General features: G+C 72.1%; 13 protein-coding genes. 4 read left to right on the top strand and 9 right to left on the bottom strand.

What is annotated here, in order from left to right:
• Positions 1 to 73: 73 nt before the first annotated feature.
• The 5 genes from ACIRNI_RS26975 to ACIRNI_RS26995 form a co-directional block, all read right to left on the bottom strand.
• Positions 74 to 2,932, bottom strand: coding sequence for an AAA family ATPase (locus tag ACIRNI_RS26975; RefSeq protein WP_403555179.1), 2,859 nt, complete (start codon positions 2,930 to 2,932; stop codon positions 74 to 76).
• 436 nt (positions 2,933 to 3,368) lie between these two features.
• Complete coding sequence (locus ACIRNI_RS26980; RefSeq protein WP_403555181.1) at positions 3,369 to 4,262, bottom strand: geranyl diphosphate 2-C-methyltransferase; 894 nt, start codon at positions 4,260 to 4,262, stop codon at positions 3,369 to 3,371.
• 3 nt (positions 4,263 to 4,265) lie between these two features.
• Entirely contained in the window at positions 4,266 to 5,639 is a 1,374-nt protein-coding gene (locus tag ACIRNI_RS26985) for a family 2 encapsulin nanocompartment cargo protein terpene cyclase (RefSeq protein WP_403555183.1), read from the bottom strand.
• Positions 5,640 to 5,736: 97 nt separating this feature from the next.
• Positions 5,737 to 7,155 carry a family 2B encapsulin nanocompartment shell protein gene (locus ACIRNI_RS26990; RefSeq protein ID WP_403555185.1) on the bottom strand — a complete coding sequence of 473 codons (1,419 nt, stop codon included), beginning with the start codon at positions 7,153 to 7,155 and terminating at the stop codon, positions 5,737 to 5,739.
• 427 nt (positions 7,156 to 7,582) lie between these two features.
• A complete protein-coding gene (locus tag ACIRNI_RS26995) occupies positions 7,583 to 8,314 on the bottom strand; it encodes a hypothetical protein (protein WP_403555278.1) in 732 nt (243 codons plus the stop codon).
• A gap of 149 nt (positions 8,315 to 8,463) precedes the next feature.
• On the opposite strand from ACIRNI_RS26995, the gene ACIRNI_RS27000 reads away from it, so the two are divergent.
• Positions 8,464 to 8,991, top strand: a complete 528-nt coding sequence (locus ACIRNI_RS27000; protein ID WP_403555187.1) for a DinB family protein — start codon at positions 8,464 to 8,466, stop codon at positions 8,989 to 8,991.
• Positions 8,992 to 9,032: 41 nt separating this feature from the next.
• On the opposite strand, the gene ACIRNI_RS27005 is transcribed toward ACIRNI_RS27000, so the two are convergent.
• On the bottom strand, positions 9,033 to 9,527 hold the full coding sequence (locus tag ACIRNI_RS27005; RefSeq protein ID WP_403555189.1) for an AAA family ATPase: 495 nt from the start codon (positions 9,525 to 9,527) through the stop codon (positions 9,033 to 9,035).
• Positions 9,528 to 9,659: 132 nt separating this feature from the next.
• Here ACIRNI_RS27005 and ACIRNI_RS27010 point away from each other — a divergent pair, with 132 nt between their 5' ends.
• The 3 genes from ACIRNI_RS27010 to ACIRNI_RS27020 are packed head-to-tail and all read left to right on the top strand — an operon-like array spanning position 9,660 to position 11,542.
• On the top strand, positions 9,660 to 10,022 hold the full coding sequence (locus ACIRNI_RS27010) for a hypothetical protein (protein WP_403555191.1): 363 nt from the start codon (positions 9,660 to 9,662) through the stop codon (positions 10,020 to 10,022).
• Between the two features lie 30 nt (positions 10,023 to 10,052).
• On the top strand, positions 10,053 to 10,916 hold the full coding sequence (locus tag ACIRNI_RS27015) for a hypothetical protein (protein ID WP_403555193.1): 864 nt from the start codon (positions 10,053 to 10,055) through the stop codon (positions 10,914 to 10,916).
• The gene (locus ACIRNI_RS27020; RefSeq protein ID WP_403555194.1) at positions 10,913 to 11,542 is read left to right on the top strand and encodes a class F sortase; all 630 of its coding nucleotides are present in this window, start codon (positions 10,913 to 10,915) and stop codon (positions 11,540 to 11,542) included. Before ACIRNI_RS27015 ends, ACIRNI_RS27020 begins: the two co-directional genes overlap by 4 nt.
• Before the next feature lie 79 nt (positions 11,543 to 11,621).
• On the opposite strand, the gene ACIRNI_RS27025 is transcribed toward ACIRNI_RS27020, so the two are convergent.
• The 3 genes from ACIRNI_RS27025 to ACIRNI_RS27035 form a co-directional block, all read right to left on the bottom strand.
• Entirely contained in the window at positions 11,622 to 13,385 is a 1,764-nt protein-coding gene (locus ACIRNI_RS27025) for a transglycosylase domain-containing protein (protein ID WP_403555196.1), read from the bottom strand.
• A gap of 76 nt (positions 13,386 to 13,461) precedes the next feature.
• Positions 13,462 to 15,117 (bottom strand): amidohydrolase, encoded by a 1,656-nt coding sequence (locus tag ACIRNI_RS27030; RefSeq protein WP_403555198.1) that lies wholly within the window; start codon positions 15,115 to 15,117, stop codon positions 13,462 to 13,464.
• Positions 15,118 to 15,140: 23 nt separating this feature from the next.
• A complete protein-coding gene (locus ACIRNI_RS27035) occupies positions 15,141 to 16,538 on the bottom strand; it encodes a purine-cytosine permease family protein (protein WP_403555200.1) in 1,398 nt (465 codons plus the stop codon).
• Positions 16,539 to 16,593 lie beyond the last annotated feature (55 nt).

Genomic DNA, 16,593 nt, shown 5'->3' on the forward strand with positions numbered 1-16,593 from the left:
CGCTCGACGCGGCGTGGCCCGGACCGGTTCCCCACCGGTCCGGGCCACGCTGCCGATGCCGAAAGGCCGCGGCTCAGCTCACCTTGTCCTGCACCTTCCCCGGCTGGTGGTCGTCCATCGCCAGCAGCCAGCTCGGCAGGTCGGTGCGCTGCCGTACGTTCAGCTTGCGATAGGTCCGGGTCAGATGCTGCTCCACCGTGCTCACGGTGATGAAGAGCGCGTCGGAGATCTGCCGGTTGGTCTGCCCCCGCGCGGCCAGCACCGCCACCCGCAGTTCGGCCTCGCTCAGCACGTCGTCCCGGTCACCGCCCTCCGCGGACGGCGGCTTGCCCGGGCCCGGCTGATCCTGCCGCTCCGGTGCCGGGCGCACCCAGGGCGCGGCGTCCGAACCCTGGCCCGCGTCGTCGGCACACAACAGGAAATGCCGGGCACGGCCCGGTTCCCCGGCCTGCCGCGGCACCCGGTCGGTGTCGGCCAGTGCCCGGGCGAGCCCTCGCCGGTCACCGCAGGACTGGAACAGCTCCACCGCCTTGGAGAGCAGCTTGCGCCGATGATCGGGCGCGGCGGTGGAGGCGAGCAGGTGCAGCGCCCGGCCGCGGGTCCGCTCGTCGAGGCCGTGCGGAACGTGCAACTGCTCCCGCAGAAGCTGCGCGGCGTGGGTACGGTTGCCGAGCCGGATCTGTACGCGCGCCAGCTCCAGTCGCCAGGGCACCAGTCCGGCGGCCTCCAGGTTCCAGCCGCGCATCATGGCACCGCAGCGCTGGAAGTCCGAGGAGGCGGCCTGGTGCCGCCCCATGCCCAGATGGTGGGCGCCCCGGGCGATCAGATAGTGCGCGCCCACCGGGGTGCGGAACATCCCCGGCGGTACGGGCTCGGCGAGCCAGCGCTCGGCCTCGGCAGGCCTGCCGGCCTCCGTCGCACAGGTGATCAGCGTGCCCAGCGGTCCGCCGACCGCCACTCCCCACGCGGGCGCGGGCAGGTCCTCCAGCGCGGTACGGGCACCCTGCTCCGCCTCGGCCAGATCGCCCAGGCGCAGCGCCGCCTCCGCGCGGATCGACTGCACGACGCCCCGCCACACAGGGGTGTGGCGGGCCTCGGGCCGGCCGAGCAGGGTGCCGCTCCACGCCACGACCCGGTCGGCGCGGCCCCCGTACAGCAGCGCCAGCAGGGGAGCGACGAGCAGTCCGCGGTTGCCCCGCTCGAGGTGGTGCCGCTGCAGGAACTGCTCGGCGGCGGCCGTGCTGTCCACCTCGTCCGACGGGAGCAGAGCGCTGCACAGCACGGAGACGGCCTGCAGAAGCGGACTGACCGAATGGGGTGCGGTGGCCGCCTGGCTCCAGAGGTCCTGCGACTTCCGCACCGACACCAGGAAGTCCGGGTGGGAGAGGGAGACCAGCAGCCGCATCACCTGCAGCCGTCCGGTCTCGGGGCCCGCCGTCTCGGCGGCCTTCGCCTCCGGACCCACGGCGACCGCTTCGGCGGCCTCCTCCGCCCGCCCCTGCCACAGCAGGTACGGAACCGCGGCGACGGCCGCCGAGACCGGGTGCCTGTCGGTCTTCGCCGACCGCACCAGCCTGTCGAGGTCACCGTTGGCCGCCAGCGGATTGACCTGCCAGCGTGCGCTGACCAGCATGCGCGCGAAGGCGTTGCGCCGTCCCTCGTCGGTGCCGGCCCCGCCCCCCAGCCGCAGGTAGGACACGGTCAGGTCGGGGCGGCCCGCGGACAGGGCGTGCTCGGCGGCATCCTGGAGGACAGGCGCCACCCACTCCTCGCCCGTCCACCCGGAGGCGACCAGGTGCCCGGCGACGACGCTCGACTCGGCGCCGTACTCGTGCAGCGTCTTCGCGGCCCGCTCGTGCAGCCACTGCCGTATCTCGGCCGGCGTGTCGGACAGGACGGAGTGCAGGATGCGCGCGTGCCGCAGCCGGTCGGTGTCGACGAGCCCCGAACTGTGCAGGACCCGCAGCGCCGACGCGACGGAGGCGGGCGGCAGGCCGAGGAGCTGGCCGAGCAGCTCCTGCGACGCGGGCCGGTCGAGCACCGCCAGCGCCCGCGCGACCTTCCTGGCGTCCGGCTCGTGGCGGTAGAGACTGTGGAGCACGGCCCGGCCGAACGCGTCCCCGACGCGCGGCGGCGGGACGGGCTCCCCTTCCTCCTCGCGCCAGGTGGGCTCACCCACCAGTGCGTGGAGGAGCAGCGGATTGCCACCGGTCATCTGCAGCAGGCGCCGCGCCTCCTGCAGCACCTCGCTGCTCCCCGCGCTCCCCGGCGCCGCGCCGCGCTCGAGCAGCAGCCGCCCGACGGAGTCCACGGTCAGTGGGGGCAGCGTGAGGTGGGACAGTCCCGGCCGGCTGCGCAGCTCCGCATGGAACAGGGGGTTCGCCGGGCGTAATGTCAGGGTTTCGGACAGCAGCACCATGATGGGGGCGTGGTGCAGTCGCCGGATCACGTACAGCAGGCAGTGCAGCGACGCCGCGTCCGCGTGCTGGAGGTCGTCCACCACGAGGACGAGCGGCCCCCGGTCGACCAGGTCGAGCAGCGACGCGAGGACGTCGCGTAACAGTGAAGGCCAGACGGGCCCTTCGGCCGGCAACTCGTCCGCCGCCTCCCGTCTGGCCTCGTCCGCGGTGATGGCGCCGGCGGCCTCGCGCATCAGCTCCTCGACCCGCGTGGTATCGCTCCCCGCGAGCCGGGCGCCGTGCAACAGCTGCCCAAGTACTCCGAAGGGCAGTCCCTGCTCCGCCCGGGACCCGGCGGCCGTCAGCACCCGGGCGCCGGTGGCGGCCGCCCAGTCCCCGAAGGTGTCCAGCAGCTGTGTCTTGCCACTGCCCACCGGCCCGCTCACGAGGGCCACGTGTCCCTTCCCGTGTTTCTCGCAAGCATGTACATCCCGGCGTAGCCGGGTGAGTTGCTCGCCTCGTTCGATCAGCACGACTGGTCCTGCCTCCCCGTCTGCGACCCCGGACCAGCAGTTTTGGCGCTGGCCGGCGCCGCTCCCCGTACCGCGTCACTGCGGCATGTCCCTTGTGTCCGTGCATGTCCCTGGCGGGATGAGTCCGAGCTGCTCAGGCGGTCAAATCGAAGCAATGTCGGAGTCAAATCTCCTTCACAGTTTCACGTGCGTCACAAGAGACGCAAGAGAAACGATCAAGTTTGAACTAGCGAAGCGTCCTGTCGACGGCGCGACGGCTTCCCCGCAGGGGAAAGGCGCGTGGCCGACCAGTCGAACCGCTCGATGCGGTCCCGAACTGCCCCTGACTCCAAGGGGGTTGAGCGCACGCACGGCAGAGGCCGTATCGGATCTTCCGATACGGCCTCGAGATCGATTCCGGGGGTGGGACACCGGCCCCGCAAGGGGCCCCGGCGGGTCAGACGCGGTCGGCCGCGATCAGGACGTACTGGAAGGAGCCGTCCTTGTACGACTCGATGAACGCTTCCTCGATTCCGGTGACCAGCGAGGACGTGGCCCGCAGCTCCCAGTAGGGCAGCGTGTCCGCGGTCAGGTCGATGACGGCCTGCGGCACCAGACGGTTGTCGGCCATCGCGCGGAGGTACTCGCGGCGCGAGTGGATGTTGCACTCGAAGTGGGCGTTGATCTGCGAGACCCACTTCGACGGCTGGCCGTAGCGCGGATTCCAGCAGCCGGTGATCGTCACGTAACGGCCACCGACCTTGAGGAAGCGGGAGTGCTCGGCGAAGAGGTCGTCCAGGTCGACGTACATGCTCGACTCGTTGTTCCAGGAGGCGGCGATGCTGCCCTTCTCGAACGGGGTGTCGAGCATGTTGCAGACGCGGGCGCGGACGCGGTCCTCGATGCCGAGCTCCTTCGCGCGCCGGTTGCCGAACTCGGCCTGCGTGGAGGAGAGGGTGACGCCCTCCACCGTGCAGCCAAAGCGCTGGTGGGCCATCACCATGGAGCCGCCGCGCCCACAGCCGGCGTCGACGAGGGTGTCGTCGCGTCCGATGGTTCCGAGGTGGTCGAGGAGGACCTGGGCCTGGGCCGACTCGAGCCGGTGCAGCTCGGCGATCAGCCTCTCCTCGTACGCGCCGTCCTCGGGGTCGCCGAGCGCTGCGTGGTCGACGGCGCCGATGCCGTAGTGGTGGTGGTAGAGCCCGTCCACATCACCGAGGCGCAGGTTGACGGGCCTGGCTTCGCTGTTCCAGTAGCGGGCGATGTCCCCCTGGTAGGGCGTCGCGGGACCCGGGATGGTCGCGGCGTCGGCGTCGGAGGAGGTGAGCTCGGTGGTCACAGAGGAATCCATTTCTTACCAGAAATCGGGCAGGCTGTAGCGGTAGGTGTTGGTCTGGTGCCAGTAGTGGTTGCCGTCCACCCAGGCGGCCACGCCCTTGAGGAAGCGGAGCACGGTGGGGGCCGGGCAGGCGGCGGCCAGATCGGCGGCGGCGGCCTCGAAGGCGTGCATGAGGTCGTTGTGGACCTCGACGGCCTTCAGGTACGCGTCACGCTCGGAGAGCTTCTCGCGCTCGGCGAGCACGACCGGCAGGTTGAGGTGCCGACCGGGGCTGGCGAGCTCCTTCGTGTACGAGTACAGGTCGTTGACGATGGTGGTCGCGTTCCCGGCGAGCGCGATCACCCGCTGCATGTCGGGCCGGGCGTGCAGGTCGGCCGGCAGTTCGTAGCCGCCGACGCTGTCGGTGATGGTCGGGCAGGGGCGGAAGTTGTTGAACTGGCGCATCGCCAGGTACTCCCACACCTCCGGCACGTAGTCGGTCTCGGCCCAGGCGGCCTCGGCCAGGTAGCCCATGTGCAGGCGGGCCATGTCGTGCCGGTAGCGGTCGGCCTGGGAGGGAGTGGAGGACCGGACGAAGTAGTCCATGGCGCTCCGGTACGCGCGCCGGGGCGCGTCCGAGCCGAGCGACTCCTCCCACGCCGGGGAATACTCCGGGGTGGTGTGGAGGTGGTCGAGGGCGGTGTGCGCGAGCAGGAGACGGCCGCCGAGGCCGACGGGCGAACCGCCGTGGTCCTCGCAGTAGCAGTCGTCGACCGCGTTCTCCGCGACCATCAGCCGCGTGGCGAGCATCAGGTGGTCGACCGTCGGGGCGTCGGGGTGGCAGGCCACCATGTAGCGCCCGACGGAGAAGCCGTCGAACTGGCCCTCCCACTCCTCGGGGTACAGCTGGATCTCGTCCAGGGCCCAGGCCTTGATGCGGCGGCTGACCTCGTCCACGCGGACGGGGTCGGGATCGGGGACGGGGTGGAAGTAGAGGCCGGGGATGGGTCGGCCCTCGGACTTCTCTCCCGCCGGCTCCGTGGCTGCGGCCGGGCCGCCGTTGCGTGGGGCGAGTCCGCGTGGGGCGAGGGCGAGGCCGGCCGTCCCGAGCCCGCTGGGTCCGCGCAGGATCCGCTCGAGCCCGGGCGCCGCCGGGGTGGCGGAGGAGGCGAGGCCGGCCGGGTCGCCCTGAGCGGTCACCGCCGTCTCCGCCGCCTCGACCGCCTTGGGCGCTGCGGCGACCAGCGGCTGACCGCCCGTCGGCAGGGCGAACGGCGCCTCGTCGGGGGTGCCCGCGTCGGCCGCCGCTCCGTCGACGTGAAGGCGGATCTGGGCGATGACGTCGGCCCCGAAGCGGGCCGCAGCGGCAGGGAGGCTCGACTGCAGAGGGGAGAGCCCAGGATCGGGCATCCGTGCTCCTTGGTGGTGGGTGGGGCTGTTCCGGGTCCAGAGGCGAGCGCGTCCCGCAGAAGCGGGCCCGGACCATGGGGGCCGCCAGGCGGTTCCGCTAGTCGCGCCTGCGAGCGATCTGCACGTTCTCCATCACGCCGAGCGCGTCGGGTACGAGGACGGCGGCGGAGTAGTACGTGGTGACCAGGTACGACATGATCGCCTGCTCGCTGATGCCCATGAAGCGGACCGACAGGCCCGGCTCGTACTCCTCCGGCAGACCGGTCTGGCGCAGACCGATGACGCCCTGGTTCCCCTCGCCGGTACGCATGGCGATGATGGAGCTGGTCTGCTCCTTGCTGATCGGAATCTTGTTGCAGGGAAGGATGGGGACCCCTCGCCACGCCGGGACGGACTGGCCGCCGAGGTCGACATGGTCCGGGTAGAGGCCGCGGGCGTTGAACTCGCGCCCGATCGCGGCGATCGTACGCGGGTGGGCGAGGAAGAGCTTGGTGCCACGCCGACGGCAGAGCAGCTCGTCCATGTCGTCCGGGGTGGGCGGGCCCGAGTGGGTCTGGATCCGCTGCTTGAAGTCGGCGTTGTGCAGGAGGCCGAACTCGCGGTTGTTGACGAGCTCGTACTCCTGGCGCTCGCGCAGCGCCTCGATGGTGAGCCGGAGCTGCTCCTCCGTCTGGTTCATCGGCCCGTTGTAGAGGTCGGCGACCCGGGTGTGGACCTTCAGGACGGTCTGCGCCACGGAGAGCTCGTACTCGCGCGGGTTGAGCTCGTAGTCGACGAAGGCGCCGGGCAGCACGGCCTCGCCCACATGGCCCGCCGACATGGCGATCTCGGCCTCGCCGTGCCGGTTCTGCGCCTGCCGCGGGAGCGAGGTGAACCGGGCGATGTGCTCCTGGAGGCTGGGCGCGGTGGCCATGATGGCGGCGAAGTCGGCCCGGGAGAGGGTGAGCAGGGTGCCGGACGTCTCGGCGGTCGCGGTGTAGTCGTACCGCGCGTCCTCGTCGAGGAGGGCGTTCTCGCCGAAGTGGGATCCGTCCGCGAGCACGGCGACGTTGAGCTCGTCCCCGTACGGGCCGACCGAGGTCTGACCGATGCGACCGTGGGCGATCAGGTGGATCCGGTCCGACGGGGTGTCGCGCTGGACGAGGACCTCGCCCGCCGAGAAGTCGCGCTGGACGCAGCGGTCGGCGATCGCGGAGAGGACCTCCACGTCGTCGTAGCCGCGCAACAGGGCCAGTTCGCCGAGCTCGCGCGGGATGACGCGGACGCTGGCGCCGTCCTGCACGAAATCGATGCGTCCGTCACCCACGGTGTAGCTGAGCCGGCGGTTGACCCGGTAGGCACCGCCCTTGGTCTCGACCCAGGGGAGCATCCGGAGCAGCCAGCGGGAGGTGATCTCCTGCATCTGCGGCGCGGACTTGGTCGTACTGGCGAGCTTGCGGGCGGCCGCGGTGCTGAGGGACTGCTGCGGGAGTGCCACCTGGGTGTCCGGCTGTGCTTCCGGACTGTCGACGGTCATCGGGACGCGTTCTCCTTACGAGGGTGGCGGACGGCGCACGGCGGCGCCGACCGGTCAAGGAGGGGTAAAGGAGGCAAAGGAGTGAATCTCTGACCATCCATCAAGATTTCGGGGAACGATAACGGCTCCTCAACCCGCCTCGCGCAGTCGATCCGAGGCATTACCTCGATGCGGTGATCTTGCTCGAGGTCTGGTTTGAGCTGCCGACCGTCGACATTCCGCCACCACGGGAAGAGCCCTTGTGGGTGACGGGCTGGTCGCGCCCCCAGAACGGTGCCGCCTCCGGCCGGACGGCACGGGATTCGGCCACGTTCGCGCCGTTCACCGCTGCTTGACAAACCGCGCCTCGGCGCGCCCGGCCTCGCGCGTACTGGTGGTCGCGGTCGGCGACCAGGTGAAGGTGCTGGAGTCCTGAAGGGCTCGCGGGTCAGGCCGGCGCGCCCCAGGCCGTCGTGAGGCCATCCAGCCATGCGGGCGGCAGTTCGGCGGCGTCCCACTCCTCCCGCAGCTCCGACGGCGCCGTGGCGAGCCGTTCCAGGACGGCGATGCTGGTGGGGGAGTGGACGAGGGAGTACCGGCCGTGGATCGCGATGGTGCTGCCCGGCCCGTACTCGGCGTACAGCCGCTCCAGACGTACGCGGTGGACCGAGGCGAACTCCGCCAGCTGTCCCGCGTACCCGGCCCGCTGCCGGGAGTTCATGGTGCCGAGGACCGCGGTGAGCACCTGCTCGGAGACCTCGGGGTCGAGGTCGGAGACGTCGGTGAAGGAGAGGTAGAGGGGCGTGACCGCCACCTTCGCCCGTTCCACCTGCATCTTCCTGACGGGAGGGCGGTCGTCCGGAGCGGAGGCCGACGGGCCGGAGGCGACCGCCTGGCGCAGCGCCCGTTCGGCGAGGTCGCCGAGGCCGTCCGTGACGGCCTGGGCGCCGTCGAGCCATCCCGATGCGTAGAGCTCCCCCTTCTCTCCGGGAACGCTCCGGCCGATCCCGCCGACCTCCCGGTACGCGACGGCGAGGGCCCCGGCCTCGACGAGCCCGATCAGCTCCTCGGCGTCGCCGGAGAAGACCCCCGCCCGGCCGAGCAGCTGGAAGAGCGTCTGCTTCGCGTTGTGGACGCTCGCCGCGTCCAACTGCTGCCGTCCTTCTTCGGCGGTGTCCATGAAGTCCTCCTCGTCCTCCTTATTACCCGAGTGGTGCGGCACTCCGACCCCATCCTCTCAAGCCCACCCCGGTAGCCCGGCGCTCCTTCAGCTCGGCGTCGACGGAGTCGCGGACACCTGCCGACCTACACGCCTCCTACGGTCGGCTCATGACCACTTTTCCGCAGAGTCCTGCTTCCCCTCTCCCCGGCGAGCGCGGTGAGCTGCTGCGCGCCCTCGCCGAGCAGCGCGAGCTGCTGCTCATCACGGTGCGCGGCATCACCGACGCGCAGGCCGGGCAGCGCACCACCGTCAGCGAGCTCACGCTGGGCGGGATCGTCAAGCACATGGCCCGTGGCGAGCAGGTGTGGACGCGGATCATGGCGAAGGGCGACGGGGAGCTCCCGGACGGCATGCTCGACACCGGGCAGTACCGCATGACCGAGGAGGACACGCTTCCGGCGCTGCTCGAGGCGTACGCGGCCGCGGCGCGGGCGCTCGAGGAGGCGGTGGGCGCCCTGCCCGACCTGGACAAGAGCGTCCCCCTTCCCCGGACGCCCTGGTCCCCGCCGGAGACCGTCCACTGGTCGGCGCGCCGGATCCTGCTGCACCTGATCCGCGAGACGGCCCACCACTCCGGCCACGCCGACATCATCCGGGAAGCGCTGGACGGGGCCAGCACCACCGAGCAGCGGTAAGCGCCCTCGGCTCCGGCCGGGTCCGCCTCGTCGGCCGCGCCTCAGGGCCGCGCCGGTGGTCCCGGTCGTGCCGGCCGCACCTCGAAGCCGCCGCGGCCGTCGAACCGCACTTCCCGTACGGCGTCGAACCCGTCCGACGGCGACGGCCTGCGCAGCCGCTTCAGCGTGGCCAGGACGCCGACCTCCGGGACGCGGTCGCGGCCCTCGCGGGCGGCGTTGCGCCCCAGCGAGCCCGCCACGTCCGGCGGGAACCAGTACGCCGTCACCGTCGCCCCCTCGGCGTGGGCCAGCTCCACCAGCGGCCGCCACTCCTGCGGCGACGGATTGGTGTTGTCCACCGCCACCGGCCGCCCGGCGGCCAGGTGCTCCCGCACCAGCAGCATCTGCCGCTCCTGCTTGCGACGGGCTTTCCGCGGCATCAGGTCCTTGCTCACGAGCGCGTACCGGTCCGACAGGCAGCGCTCGTAGAAGGTGGACTTCCCCGACGCCTGCAACCCGATCAGTACGGCGACGTCCTTGCCTGATGGCGAACCCATACGGCCACGATCGCACGCCCGCGCCCCGCCGTGAACATGACGCCCGCGCACTGCGTACTACCGGCTACCTGCGCCCTGCCAGGTGCGGCGACACGTCTCTGCCTCGACGACAGGCTCGACGACAGGAGCGACATGACCGATCGCAGTGAACCGATGATGCAAGGGCTCCCGGGCGGCGGCGCCGAGCTCTCCGTGGTGCTCAGCCTCGGCTGGGACGACGTCGCGGCCCTCGGCCGCGAGGCGAGCCGGCTGGCCGAGCAGCGCGGCGGGCCCGTGACCCTCGACGAGGCCGCCAGCCACCGCCTGCGCACCTGGTCCTCGGTGGCGAACGGACCCGACGACCGGCACAGGGCCGCACCGCCCCCGCCTTCCGAGACGGCGGCGGTCGACCGGACCCGCCCGCAGGTGACGCGGCTGAGCGAGACGGCGCAGGTCGCCACGCTCCCGCCGCACGCCCCCACCCCACAGCACGCCCAGGTCCGCCGCACCGGCTGACGGGCGAACCGGAAAGGTAACGAACGCATCGTGATAGTCAAGCGCACCACCCGCCGTACGGGCCGCCTCACCGCGCTCATCGCCCTGCCCGCCGCCCTCGCGCTCGCGGCGGCCGTCTCGCCCTCCGCCACGGCCGACGACCACGGCGGTGGCCGGCCCGCCGGACAGGCCGCCGGGCAGTCCGGCGAAGGGACGGCGTTCCAGATCGACCTGGACCCGCTGAACGACTCCGGCGCGAACGGCACGGTGATGCTCAGTCTCGACGGCACCCGGCTCACCGTGAAGATCGAGTCCGAGGGGCTCACGCCGGGACAGCCCCACGCGCAGCACATCCACGGCTCCACCGACGGCCACGACTTCCGCTGCCCGGACGCGAGCGCCGACAAGGACGGCGACGGGATCGTCACCACCAGCGAGGGCGTGCCGATCTACGGCGACATCAACATCTCGCTCACCACGGAGGGCGACACCTCGCCCGACAGCGGGCTCGCCGTGGACCGCATGCCGGTCGCCGACGCGGACGGCAAGCTGTCCTACGAGCGGACCATCAACGTCTCCCAGGACGTCGCCGACCACATCAAGGACCTGCACGTCGTGCAGCACGGCATCGACCCGAACGGCAACAAGGAGTACGACTTCGGCGTCGGCAAGAGCGACCTCGACCCCAAGCTCCCGCAGGAGGCCACCGCCCCCGCCGTCTGCGGCCTGGTGGAAGGCGCGGCCGTCGGGTCCATCCCGGTGGGCGGCGTCGAGACCGGCGGAGGCACCGCGGCCGGTCCGCGGACGCCCGCGGCGCTGCTCGGCGCCGGGGCGGCGGGCGTGGCGGCGGTGGCCGGCGCGCTCGTACGGTCCCGGGGACGCGGGCACGCCCGGTACGGCAGGAGCGGCGCGTGAGGGGCCGCGCCGCAGCGGCGGGCGTCGTGGCGGCGGCCCTCCTGGTCGCCGGATGCGCGGGCGGGGAGCAGGCGCCGCAGTCGGCCTCCGTACAGCAACCCGCACAGCGGCCACCGGGGCAGCAACCGGGTCAGGAACCGGGGAAGCAAGCGCAGCAGCAGCCCGCGGGGAGCGAGAAGCCCGCTCCCCGGAGCCTGTCCATCCCGTCCATCGGCGTCTCCTCCGGCCTGGAACGGCTCGGGCAGAAGAAGGACGGGACCATGGAGACCCCCCAGGACCCCGCCAAGGCGGGGTGGTACGTCCCCGGCCCCACGCCCGGGGACGAGGGACCGGCCGTGATCGCGGGCCATGTCACCTGGAACGGCGCGCCCTCCGTCTTCCACCGGCTCACCTCGCTCAAGGCCGGTGACGCCATCAAGGTCGAGCGCGAGGACGGCAAGACGGCGACGTTCGAGGTCGAGCGCGTCGCGCAGTACCCGAAGAACCGGTTCCCCACGGTCGAGGTCTACAAGAACATCGACCACGCGGGACTGCGCCTGATCACCTGTGGCGGTCAGTACGACGAGTCGCAGCGGTACTACTCCGACAACGTGGTGGTCTTCGCGCGGCTCAGCGGAACCGCCTAGCCGGCCCGCCCACACGAAGAGGCCGGCGTCCGTCCCCCGGACGCCGGCCTCTTCGCCGTACCCGTACCCGTATCAGTACCTACTGGATCGTGGTCATGTACGACGCCCACACCTCCACGGGCAGGTCCTCGCCGCCCGTCAGCGGAAGCAGACCGTCCTTGCCCGGCTCCGCGCGGAACACGGTGACGGCCGTCGACATCTCCTCCGTCGCCCCCACGAACCAGGCGGCGGGCAGCCCGTCCCCGGCGTCGGTGCGGCCCGCGGAGACCGGGCCGACGGTGCGCAGGGCGCCCGGGTCCAGCGCGTTCACGGCCACGTCCCGCATCTGCTCCACGACCTCGTCGGCCACCTCCCCGTCCAGCACCTGCCGTTCGCCCGGCCGCTCCAGGCCCTCCAGGGGCTTGCCCTGGTGGGTGATCGCCGTGACCGCGTACAGATCGGTGTGCCGGCCGCCGTTGGCGAAGGTGGCGTACGCGTCCGCCATCCGTACGGCACTGGGGGTCGACGTGCCGGAGGTGAAGGACCCGTCCAGCGGCGCCATGCTCTGCGGCAGCAGGCCCGCGCCGACCGCCACGTCCCGCACCGCGCCCGGCTCCACGTCCCGCGCGTCCCCGCTCTCCACGTCCTCCGGGTCGCCGCCGTCGCGCACCGCGGCCGCCAGCACGAACGGCCGGAACGCGGACCCCACCGGCACGCCGGACGTGTCGGCGTTGTTGGCGAAGTGCTCGGTCGCGTCGGGGCCGCCGTACACGGCCAGGACGGCTCCGTCGTCCGGGCGTACGGAGGCGGCGCCGACCTGGAGGTCCTCGCCGGCTTCGGGGGAGCGCGCGGTGACGTCCTCCACGGTCCGTTCGAGCTGTTCCACCAGGGCCCGGTCGAAGGTCGTACGGATGCGGTAGCCGCCGCGGCCCAGGTCCTCGGCGGTCAGCCCGGTGCGCCTCTCGATGTACTTGTTGGCGACGTCCACCAGGTAACCGGTCTGGCCGGACAGGCTGGTGGACAGGGACGCCGACCGCGGGCGCGGCTCGGGGAAGACGGTGTACTTCGCCCGCTCCCGCGGCGACATGAACCCCAGCTCCACCTGCCGGTCCAGCACGTACCGCCAGCGCGCCACCGCGCGCCGGTGGTGGGCCTCGCTCAGGGAGGGGTCGTACAGATCCCCGCCCTTGAGCAGCGCGGCCAGCAGGGCGCCGCGGGCCGGGTCGAGCTCCTTGGCGTCGACGCCGTAGTACGCGACCGACGCCGCCTGCACCCCGTAGGCGTTGCGCCCGAACCAGCTGGTGTTGAAGTAGCCCTGGAGGATGTCCTGCTTCGACAGGTTCCTGGACAGCTTCACCGCCAGGCACAGCTCCCGGAGCTTGCGGTCGAGCGTCTGCTCCTGCGTCAGGTACGTGTTCTTCACGTACTGCTGCGTGATGGTGGAGCCGCCCTGGATCTCCTCCCCCTGCGCCATGTTGGACACCGCCCGGGCGAGCCCGCGGACCGAGAAGCCCGGGTCGGTGTAGAAGCCGGCGTTCTCGGTCGCGATCACGGCGTTCTGGAGGGAGACCGGGATGTCGGACAGGGGCACGTTCTGCCGGTTGAACTCCCCGACGCTGACCATCTGGCTGCCGTCCGCCCAGTAGTAGACGGTGGCCTCCGTGCGGGCGGTGGCGTTGACGTCCGCGATCCGCACGGTGGAGTAGACGTATCCGAACAGCGTGGCGAGCGCGCCGCAGCAGAGCAGCGCCAGGCCCAGCACCTGGCGCCAGGACGGCAGGAACCGCCGCACCCCGCCGCGGCCCCGGCGCGGGTAGTCGACCCGGAGCCGCGCAGCCCTCGCCCTCGCCTTCGCCCGGAGCATGCGAGGAATCACGGATGATCGCCCCCTTTTCGTACGGTCGTCTTTGTCCGTACTACGCGGGGTGCGCACGGCGCGTTCAGGCCGTGTGGACCACCTCGCCGCCGACCACGACCGTCTCCGCCACGGTCCCGGGGATGTCCCGGGGCTCGCAGCGCAGGATGTCGCGCGAGAGCACGACGAAGTCGGCGAGCTTGCCCACGGTCAGCGAACCGAGGTCGTCCTCCAGGAAGTTGGCGTACGCGGAGCCCATCGTGTAGCCGTGCACGGCGGTCTCGACGTCCACCGTCTCGTGCGGCATCCACGCCTCGCCGTCACCGTCGCCGCCGAGCGGCAGGCGGGTGACCGCCGTGTACAGGCCCACCATGGGGTCCATCTCCGCGACGTTCCAGTCGCTGGAGAAGGCCAGCACCGCCCCGGCGTCGCGCAGGCTGCGCATCGGCCACGCCTTGTGCCAGCGGTCCGCGCCGATGTTCTCCGCCCAGTCCTGGCCCGGACCGGCGATCTCCGGCGCGCAGTGGCGCGGCTGCATGCACGCCACCACCCCGAGCTCGGCGAAGCGCGGCACGTCCGCCGGGTCCAGGCACTCCACGTGCACCACCTGATGGCGGGCGTCGCGCGGGCCGTTGACCGCCCGGGCGTGCGCGACCGCGTCGAGGACCGTACGGATGCCCCGGTCGCCGGTGGCGTGCACGAAGCACTGGAAGCCCCGCGCGTCGAGCCGGGCCAGCAGCTCCGCGAACTCCTCCGGCGGGTAGAAGGTGTCGCCGCGGTGCTGCCCGCAGCCCGCGTACGGTTCGAGGAGGGCGGCGGTGCGCGGCTCGACCACGTCGTCGATGTACAGCTTCAGCGGACCCACGCGCAGCCGGTCGTCGTCGAAGCGGCGCGCGGCCGCCGCGAAGGCGTCCAGGTCGGCGTCGCCGGTGCCGCGCGGGTGGAACAGGGCGGCGACGAGACGGCTGCGCAGCCGTCCCTCGGCGCGGGCGCGCGAGAAGAGGGCGAGGTCGTCGAGGGAGTTCTGCGGCTCGACGACGGTGGTGATGCCGAACCGGACCGCGTCGTCGAGGCTCTTGGTGAGGCGCCCGTACTGCCGGTCGGGCGATGCCCACGGCACGCCCAGCTCGCGCAGCGCCCGGTGGCCGTCCCGGGACAGGCCCTTGATGGCGAAGTTCTTGATGAATCCGGTGGGTTCGCCGGTGAGGGGGTCGGTCTCGGCGTCGCCGAAGGGCAGGTCCGTACGGTGCCGGTCGACGCCCAGCCTGCGCAGGGCCGCCGTGTTGAGCCAGGCGGTGTGCACGTCGTAGCTGAGGACGAAGGCGGGGCGGTCGCCGGTGACCGGATCGAGGTCGTGGGCGTGCGGCATGCGGCCGCCCGGGATGGCCGAGTAGTCGAACGCCTCCGCCTCGATCCACTCGGCGTCCGGGTGCGCCTCGGCCCAGGCCCGTATGCGCGCGTGGATGCCGTCGAGCGTGGACACGCCCGCGAGCTGGACGCAGGCGTCGTCGGAGCCGAGGCGTACGTGGTTGTGCGCGTCGACGAAGCCGGGCAGGACGAGCCGTCCGGCGGCGTCGATCACGCGGGTGCCGGGCCCGGTCCGGGCGGCGGCGTCCGCGTCGGTGCCGAGCCAGACGATCCGCCCGTCCCGTACGGCGAGCGCCTCGGCGTGCGGCAGGCGCGGGTCGACGGTGTGGACGCGGGCGCCGCGCAGGACCAGGTCGGCGGGGGTGGGTGACATTGCGGTGGTGCTCCTGAGGGATGTCAGACGGCGGAGGTGACGGTGGGGGTGCGGCGGCTCAGCGCCCAGTAGGTGAGGCCCGCGACCACCGAGCCCAGCAGGGTGAGGTCGGCGCCGCCGAGAGGGGCGACGAGCGGACCGGTCCACAGCTCCGAGTCGCAGGTGAGCAGGGCGAAGACGAGCCCGGTGAGCAGCGCCGCCATGCCGGCCGGGCTGAAGCCCGCGCGGTACCAGTAGGCACCGGCGCGCCCGGCGTGCAGCGCGTGGGCGTCGTACCGGCAGCGGCGCAGCAGCATGTCGGCGAGGAACACGCCGCTCCACGGCGCGAACACGATGATCAGCAGCGACAGGAAGGAGAGGAGGGACGAGGTGAAGTCGGTGTAGAAGAGCGCGGCGAGCGAGCCGGCGGCGGTGACGGCCGCGCTGATGACGATCGTCTTGGCGCGGTTCCAGGGGATTCCGAGGACCTGGAGGTTCAGGCTGGAGGAGTAGAGCGTGATGATCGAGTTGGTGACGGAGCCGCCGAGCACCAGGACGAGGAAGAGGGGCTGGAACCAGCCGGGGAGCAGGGATTCGGCCCCCGCCACCGCGTCCGTCATGTCCGTCGCCGTCGCGGCGGCCACCCCGCCGACGCCGAGCGCCACGGAGGACAGGAAGCCGCCGAGCGCCCCGCTCCAGGTGATGGAGCGCAGCGAGGTGTCCTTGGGGAGGTAGCGCGTGTAGTCGGCGGGCATCGGCAGGTACGAGAACGGGCTGGAGAGCGCGACGACCAGCGCCCAGCTCCACGCGGACAGGGCGGGGACGCCCGCGGCGGCCGGGGCGGTGAAGTCGGCCTGCGGGATGGTGAAGACGAGGAACGCGCCGAAGCCGGCGGCGAGGACGTAGGCGAGCCACTGCTCGGCCACCTGCACCGTGGCGTGGCCCCACATCGCCACCACGAAGGTGAGGGCCAGGGTGACCAGGAGCGCGAGGGCGCGGCCGGCGTCGCCGGGCGAACCCCAGCCGAGGTCGGCGAGGAAGGCTTCGAGGGCGAGGGTGCCCACCACCGTGTTGACGACGGTGTAGCCGATGCTGACCACCCAGTTGAGGACTCCGGCGGGCAGGTTGCCGCGGTGGCCGAAGGCGGCGCGCGAGATGACGAGCGTCGCGGTGCCGGTGCGGATGCCGCTCAGGCCCGCGGCGCTGACGACGAAGAAGGCCAGGCCGCCGATGACGACGACGGCCGTCGCCTGCCAGAAGGAGAGTCCGAACGCGACGGCGAGGGCGCCGTTGATGACGTACGTGAAGGTGAGGTTGGAGCCGAACCAGAGCCAGAAGAGGTCCTTGGGGCTGCCGTGGCGGTCCTCGTCGGGGATGGTGTCGATGCCGTGGGTCTCGACCCGGAAGACCTCGTCGCTCTCCACACCGGTGGCGTGTCTCATCCGGACCTCTCTCGGAAAAGTTTGAATGGCGTTCTAGAAGTTAGAACGGCATTCA

This window comes from Streptomyces sp. NPDC093546, assembly GCF_044765045.1.
In the GTDB taxonomy this organism is placed as follows: Bacteria; Actinomycetota; Actinomycetes; order Streptomycetales; family Streptomycetaceae; genus Streptomyces.